Below are 6,153 nucleotides of genomic sequence, written 5' to 3'. Positions count from 1 at the left end.
AGGCGCCTGGCCGGCCGATGCCGACATCGCCTCGCGCGCCAATTTGATCGTCTGCATGGTGCTGGGGCGTTGGCACCGGTATGCCAAGAGCGGTTTCCGCAAGTCGCCGCTGGAAGGTGCGGAGGCACAGTTGCGCGTGCTGCTGGCCTAGTCGAACGCGCGCTGCGCAAACGCAAAGCCCCGCCGCAGCGGGGCTTTTTCATGCATGCGCGCGCCTCAATTGAACGGCTGCGGCTGTGGTGTGTTGGCCGCCGACGGCGGCAGGATCGGCAGCGCGATCTTGGGTTGCTCACCGGTGAGCGTGTGCAGGAAGGCGACGATCTGCTGCGCCTCGTCCGTCGTGAAGGTGCGGCCGAGCTGCACCCGGCCCATGGTGTGCACCGCCTCGTCCAGCGTCTGGGCGCCGCCGTCGTGGAAGTACGGATACGTCAGCGCGATATTGCGCAGCGTCGGCACCTTGAAGACGTGGCGGTCTTCCGCCTTGCCCGTGACGTCTGCGCGGCCGATGGATGGATTGCGCGTGGCGTACGGCGCCACCAGCCCCATCTTCTGGAACATCGTGCCGCCCACCGCCGGGCCGGTATGGCACGCAATGCAGCCCGCCGATTTGAACAACTGATAGCCCGCCAGCTCCTGCTTGCTGATGGCGCGGTCATCGCCCTTGAGCCATTGGTCGAAACGCGCGTTGGGCGTGACCAGCGTTTCTTCAAACGCCGCGATGGCGCCGGTCAGCCGGTCGATATCGACGCCGTCGCTGCCATAGACGCGCTTGAACTCCGCACGGTACTGCGGGATCGAGGCGATGGTCTCGACCGCAAGCTTGTGCGTGGAGGCCATCTCCACCGGGTTCTCGATCGGGCCGCCCGCCTGCTGCTGCAAGTCCTTGGCGCGGCCATCCCAGAACTGCACGAAGTTGTAGCGCGCGTTGAGCACCGTGGGCGCGTTGATCGGGCCGCGTTGCCAGCGGTCACCGATGGAGCTGGTGAGGTTGTCGGTACCGCCGCGCGAGAGGTCGTGGCACGACGCGCACGCAATGGCGCCGGAGCGCGACAGGCGCGGGTCGAAGAACAGATTCTTGCCGAGTTCGACCTTGGCCGGGTTGTCGATCACGGGCGGATCGATCGGCTGGATCGGTTCGTTGCGCAGCGCGGCGGTGCGGTCGGCGGCGCCGAGCGTCAGCAGCGGCACGGCGGCAATGGCCAGCAAGCGGAGAGCACGGGACATGGCGTGTAATGGTGGAGTGGGGGGGCTCCATCATCGGCAACGCGTCATGCGAAGGTGGTCACATTGTGTGTCCGTCAGGCCATTGCGCACGGATCGCCTCGGCCAGCGTGGAGAAGCGCGCCGCGATGGCTTCGGTCTCCACGTGGCCATAGCCGAGCAGCAGGCCGGGCTGGCGGCGCGTGTCGTCCTGGTAGTAGCGCGTCAGCGGGCGCGTGACGACGTCGTTGGCGAGCGCGCGCTCGGCCACGGCCACGTCGTTGGTGCCCTCGGGCAACCCCAGCACGAGATGCAGGCCCGACGCGCCGTCGTGCACCGGCAGCGCCTCGCCAAACTCAGTGCGGATGGCATCGAGCAGCGTCTCGCGCCGCTCGGCATACACGCCGCGCATGCGCCGGATGTGCGAGACGAAGTGGCCCTCGGCAATGAAATCGGCCAGCACCGCCTGCGTGAGGATCTGGCCGCCACGGAACATCTCCGACAGGCCGGTCGCAAACGCATCGGCCAGCGCGGGCGGCACCACCAGGTAGCCGATGCGCAGGCTCGGGAACAGCACCTTCGAGAACGTGCCCATGTAGAGCACACGCCCGCCCTCGTCCAGCCCCTGCAACGAGGGCAGCGGGCGGCTGCCGTAGCGGAACTCGCTGTCGTAGTCGTCCTCGACGATCCACGCGTCGGTGGCGTGCGCGGTGGCCAGCAGCGCGCGGCGCCGCGCCAGGCTCATCACCGAGCCGAGCGGGTACTGGTGCGACGGCGACACCACCATCAGCTTGGGCGGCTTGGCGCGCTGGCGGCCACGCGTGGCGATGTCGAAGCGCATGCCCTCGTCGTCCACCGGCAGCGGTACGGTGCGCACGCCCGCGGCAGTGAGCACGCTGCGCACGCCCCAGTAGCCGGGGTCTTCGATCCAGGCGCTGTCGCCGGCGTCGCACAGCAGCTGCGCGATGAGCTGCAGCGACGGGTGGATGCCGGCGGTGATGATGATCTGCTCCGGCTCGCAGCGCACGCCGCGCGCGGTGCGCAGGTAGTCGGCCAGCGCCGTGCGCAGCGGCAGGTAGCCGGCGCCCACCGGATACGTCAGCAGCGCAGGCGAGGGCTTGCGCAGTAACCGGTTGTGCAACCGCGACCAGATGCGCGCCGGGAACATCCGCACCTCCGGCACGCCGGGCATGAACGCGCCCCACTGGCGTGAACTGGCGCCGGCATCGCGCACCAGCGCGCGGCCGCGCGTGGAGAGCATCGGCGCAGCCGGCGTGGCGGCTTCGGTGATCGACGCGGCCGGAGCCGGAGCCGGCGCGGGCGCGGGCGCGGCATCCAGCCGGTCGGGCGCGGTATCGGCGACGAAGGTGCCGCTGCCCACGCCCGCCGACACGTAGCCCTCCACGCCCAACTGCTCGTAGACGTGGATCACCGTGTTGCGGGCGATGCCCAATTCCGTTGCCAGCTGGCGGGAGGATGGCAGGCGCGTGCCAGGCTGCACCTCGTCGCGCAGGATGCCCTCCTGCAGCACGCGGTACAGGCGGCGGTGGTCGGGCTCGCCGCCCGGGCCGGCGCGGTCGAAGCGGCGTTGCAGGTAGTCGACCAGCATGCTGGCGCGGTGGGCGGGGGAATGGTCGGCCATGGCGGGCGAGAGAACCAAAGTGGTTCCAAAAGAAAAACCTGATTGGGTCTCATTGTACGGGGCCAATGACTGCCACACTGGCCCGCATCGCACATTTTTTCGCCCCAACGCCCACACACCATGAACGCCCGAGACCCGCAACAGAACGCCCAATGGAATGCCCGCCGCCTGGCCGCCACGCCGCGCGGTGTCGGCGTGATGACCGACCGTTACGCCGAGCGCGCCGAGAACGCCCTGTTCTGGGACGTGGAAGGCCGTCGTTATATCGACTTCGCCGCCGGCATTGCCGTGGTCAACACGGGGCACCGCCACCCGCGCCTGGTGCAGGCCGTGCGCGAGCAGCTCGACCACTTCACGCACACCGCCTACCAGATCGTGCCGTACGGCTCGTACGTCGAACTGGCCGAGCGCCTGAACACTGCCACGCCCGGCACATACGCCAAGAAGACCGCGTTCTTCACCACCGGCGCCGAGGCCGTTGAGAACGCCATCAAGATCGCGCGTGCGCACACCGGCCGGCCGGGCGTGATCGCCCTGACGGGCGCGTTCCACGGCCGCACGTTCATGGGCATGTCGCTCACGGGCAAGGTGGCGCCGTACAAGACCGGCTTCGGGCCGTTCCCGGGCAGCATCTACCACGTGCCGGCGCCGGTCGCGCTGCACGGTGTGAGCACGCAGGACGCGCTCGATGCGATCAATCGCCTGTTCAAGGCCGACATCGACCCGCGCCAGGTCGCGGCCATCATCTTCGAACCGATTCAGGGCGAGGGCGGCTTCTACCAGATGCCGACCGACTTCGTGCGCGCCGTCCGCGCGCTGTGCGATGAGCACGGCATCGTGATGATCGCCGACGAAGTGCAGACCGGCTTTGCCCGCACCGGCAAGCTATTCGCCATGGAGCACACCGGCGTGCTGCCGGACCTGACCACGATGGCCAAGGGCCTGGCTGGTGGCCTGCCGCTGTCCGCCGTCACCGGCCGCGCCGAGATCATGGACGCCCCCGCCCCCGGCGGCCTGGGCGGCACCTACGCCGGCAACCCGCTGGCCGTGGCTGCTGCGCACGCGGTGCTCGACATCATTGCCGACGAAAAGCTGTGCGAGCGTTCCGCCGCGCTGGGCCAGCGCCTGGTCGACGCACTCAATGCGGCCAAGGCCAAGCAACCGCGCATCGCCGAAGTGCGCGGCGTGGGCGCGATGGTTGCTGTGGAGTTCAACACGCCGGACGGTAAACCCGACGCCGACTTCACCAAGCGCGTGCAGCAACGTGCGCTCGAAGCCGGCCTCCTCCTGCTGTCGTGCGGCGTGTACGGCAACGTGATCCGCTTCCTGTTCCCGCTCACGATCGAAGACGCGGTGTTCGAGGAAGGCCTTGCCATCCTGCAACGCGCACTGGAGGGCTGACACCATGACCCGCACCGACCTCCCTGCTGCGCCCGTCGCACTCAAAGACCCGGGCCTGTGGCGCACGCAGGCGTTCCTGGCCGGCACCTGGGCCAACGCCGATGACGGCGCGACGCGCGATGTGACCGACCCCGCCACCGGCCGCACCATCGGCACCGTGCCCGCCATGGGCGCCGCCGAGACGCGCCGCGCCATCGACGCTGCGCAAGTCGCGCAGCGCGCCTGGCGCAAGGTGACGGCCCGCGAGCGCGCGAAGATTTTGCGCCGCCTGGCCGACCTGATGATGGACCACCAGCAGGACCTGGCCGCCATCCTCACCGCCGAGCAGGGCAAGCCGCTGCCCGAGGCCGCCGGCGAGATCGCCTACGCCGCGTCGTTCATCGAGTGGTTTGCCGAAGAGGCTCGCCGTGTGTACGGCGACACCATCCCCGCGCCGCAGGGCGACCGCCGCATCGTCGTCAACAAGGAGCCGATCGGCGTCACTGCCGCCATCACGCCGTGGAATTTCCCGATCGCGATGATGACGCGCAAGGTGGGCCCGGCACTGGCCGCCGGTTGCTCGATGGTGGTCAAGCCCGCGCTGGAGACGCCGTATTCCGCGCTGGCGTTTGCCGAGCTGGCCTCGCGTGCCGGCGTGCCCGCTGGCCTGCTGTCGGTCATCACCGGCGATGCGCAAGCCATCGGCGGCGAGCTGACGTCCAACCCGATCGTGCGCAAGCTCAGCTTCACGGGTTCCACCGGCGTCGGCAAGCTGCTGATGCGCCAGTGCGCGGAGGACATCAAGAAGCTGTCGCTGGAGCTGGGCGGCAACGCGCCCTTCATCGTGTTCGACGATGCGTATGTCGATGCCGCCGTGGAAGGCGCGATGATCGCCAAGTTCCGCAACGCCGGCCAGACCTGTGTGTGCGCCAACCGCTTCTACGTGCAGCGTGGCATCTACGACACGTTTGCCGCCAAGCTGACCGATGCTGTGCGCGCGCTGCGCGTGGGCAATGGCACCGAACCCGGCGTGCAGCAGGGCCCGCTGATCCACCTGCGCGCGATGGACAAGGTGCGCGCCCATGTGGACGACGCCATCGCCCAGGGCGGCCGCGTGCTGGTGGGCGGCAAGCCGCATGCGCTGTCGGCGCAGGGCGGCGCGTTCTTCGAGCCGACCGTCATCGCCGATGCCACGCCCGGCATGCAGGTCGCACACGAAGAGACCTTCGGCCCGCTGGCCGCGCTGATCCCGTTCGACACCGAAGACGAAGCCGTGGCCGCCGCCAACGACACCGAGTTCGGTCTGGCCGCGTACTTCTACACGCGCGACCTGGGCCGTGCGTGGCGCGTGTCGGAGGCGCTGGAATCCGGCATGGTCGGCGTGAACACCGGACTGATCTCGACGGCGGAAGCGCCATTCGGCGGCGTCAAGCAATCGGGCCTGGGCCGCGAAGGCTCGAAGTACGGCATCGACGAGTACCTGGAGATCAAGTACGTTGCCATGGCCGGGCTGGGTTGAGCCGAGCCCGAGCACGGGGACATCGGACGCATCATGCAGCGGTGATGCGTCCGCCCCGGCTTGCTCTATAATCTCCACTTCCTGACGCGCCGATTTGACGACTGGCTTGCGGGCGCGCGGGAGTCTTGGCTGCAGTTGCTGTTCTGATGTGCGCCCAGGCTCTCATTACAAATGCGGCTAAAGAGGTTCGGTCAGAGCGGGGGCATACGCCCACCGTGCGCCACATGAGAACCCGATTGGTTGCGTTGTCAGCGTTGCCGGTCGGGTTTTTTCTTTGGCGCCATGACAGAACTCCAGGCGGCCCCCGCAGACGCTGCGGCCGTGGCCGACACGCCTCCTCCCGTAGCCCACGCCGGTAAGCCGGCCAACGCCATCGGCCTGGTCGTGCCCGAGCGCATGCACTTTGCCGAGC

Annotated in this window: 4 protein-coding genes and 2 pseudogenes; 4 read left to right on the top strand and 2 right to left on the bottom strand. The window is 68.9% G+C overall.

The genetic code is table 11. The annotated features are described in order from the left end of the window. Positions 1 to 151 (top strand): annotated as a pseudogene (locus tag QZ609_RS23435) (nucleoid occlusion factor SlmA); the annotation flags it as partial. A gap of 65 nt (positions 152 to 216) precedes the next feature. Here the strand turns inward: QZ609_RS23435 and QZ609_RS23430 are convergent. Next, the gene (locus QZ609_RS23430) at positions 217 to 1,224 is read right to left on the bottom strand and encodes a cytochrome-c peroxidase (protein WP_295499982.1); all 1,008 of its coding nucleotides are present in this window, start codon (positions 1,222 to 1,224) and stop codon (positions 217 to 219) included. A gap of 58 nt (positions 1,225 to 1,282) precedes the next feature. After that, entirely contained in the window at positions 1,283 to 2,809 is a 1,527-nt protein-coding gene (locus QZ609_RS23425) for a PLP-dependent aminotransferase family protein (protein ID WP_295499984.1), read from the bottom strand. 153 nt (positions 2,810 to 2,962) lie between these two features. On the opposite strand from QZ609_RS23425, the gene gabT reads away from it, so the two are divergent. The 3 genes and pseudogenes from gabT to metX all read left to right on the top strand — a co-directional run. Further along, positions 2,963 to 4,243, top strand: a complete 1,281-nt coding sequence (gene gabT, locus QZ609_RS23420) for a 4-aminobutyrate--2-oxoglutarate transaminase (RefSeq protein WP_295499980.1) — start codon at positions 2,963 to 2,965, stop codon at positions 4,241 to 4,243. Positions 4,244 to 4,247: 4 nt separating this feature from the next. Beyond that, positions 4,248 to 5,741, top strand: a complete 1,494-nt coding sequence (locus QZ609_RS23415; RefSeq protein WP_295499978.1) for an NAD-dependent succinate-semialdehyde dehydrogenase — start codon at positions 4,248 to 4,250, stop codon at positions 5,739 to 5,741. A gap of 282 nt (positions 5,742 to 6,023) precedes the next feature. Beyond that, positions 6,024 to 6,153, top strand: a pseudogene (metX, locus tag QZ609_RS23410) (homoserine O-acetyltransferase); the annotation flags it as partial.

The organism is uncultured Ralstonia sp., assembly GCA_913056305.1.
Taxonomy (GTDB): Bacteria; Pseudomonadota; Gammaproteobacteria; order Burkholderiales; family Burkholderiaceae; genus Ralstonia.
This window is presented reverse-complemented; position numbering and strand designations above follow the sequence as displayed.

Bases quoted from the DNA above. Each gene is read 5' to 3' on its own strand.
- QZ609_RS23430 (WP_295499982.1), bottom strand. From the start codon at position 1,224: ATGTCCCGTGCTCTCCGCTTGCTGGCCATTGCCGCCGTGCCGCTGCTG.
- QZ609_RS23425 (WP_295499984.1), bottom strand. From the start codon at position 2,809: ATGCTGGTCGACTACCTGCAACGCCGCTTCGACCGCGCCGGCCCGGGC.
- gabT (WP_295499980.1), top strand. From the start codon at position 2,963: ATGAACGCCCGAGACCCGCAACAGAACGCCCAATGGAATGCCCGCCGC.
- QZ609_RS23415 (WP_295499978.1), top strand. From the start codon at position 4,248: ATGACCCGCACCGACCTCCCTGCTGCGCCCGTCGCACTCAAAGACCCG.